Here is an 803-nt window from a genome sequence, read left to right as displayed (position 1 = left end):
AGGGGTGTCGAAAGAGTCAACTGCGGTCCAAAGCTGTTGGACTTGGGTGAAAAGGGCGTTTATTCTTCCTATACGTGCCGCGTTCCAGGCGGCGACTATGAGGGCTATGTCGATGCCCATGTGCGCCGGCTGGAGGCGCTACGCCGGGCCGGTATCGTCGAGCGGATCGACGCCGACCAATGGCGCATCCCCGATGATCTGGTCAGCCGTGCCGCCGCCCATGACGCCGGCCGAGACAGTCAGGCCAGCGTTCGCGTCCTTTCCCCGGTCGATCTGAACAAACAGATCGGATCGGACGGCGCGACCTGGCTGGACCGGCGGCTGATCCACGGCGAGACGGCCGACCTTGCGCCAACCGGCTTCGGGCAACAAGTCCGCGAAGCCATGGACCAGCGCCGCGAGCACCATATCGAACAGGGCGACGCCACCCGCAGCCGGGACAGCCGCGTCTTCTACCGGCGCAACCTTCTCGCCATCCTGCGGGAGCGCGAGGTAGCCGGCGTCGGATCGGATATGGCTTTGAGTAAGGGCCTGCCGTTCCGCGCCGCCACGGACGGCGAGAGCGTCAGCGGCAAGTTTACCGGAACCGTGCATCTATCGAGCGGCAAGTTCGCCGTGGTCGAGAAATCCCATGAGTTCACCCTTGTCCCGTGGCGGCCGATCATCGACCGCCAACTCGGCCGCGAGGTTATGGGCATCGTGCAGGGCGGGTCGGTGTCGTGGCAGTTAGGGCGGCAGAGGGGGCTGGAACGCTGAGTGCGCCCATGCCGCATTGCGAAGCAAAAGATAATCGGATAAAATGT

At 64.3% G+C, this 803-nt stretch carries 1 protein-coding gene; it reads left to right on the top strand.

The features are described 5' to 3' along the window. On the top strand, positions 1–756 hold a 756-nt coding region (locus tag HX005_RS19575), incomplete at its 5' end, for a DUF3363 domain-containing protein (RefSeq protein ID WP_223542817.1). Positions 757–803 lie beyond the last annotated feature (47 nt).

This window comes from Acinetobacter sp. R933-2, from assembly GCF_030325485.1.
Classification (GTDB): Bacteria; Pseudomonadota; Gammaproteobacteria; order Pseudomonadales; family Moraxellaceae; genus Acinetobacter; species Acinetobacter sichuanensis.
Note: the sequence above shows the minus strand (reverse complement) of the source record. Positions and strands in the feature narration are given on the sequence as shown.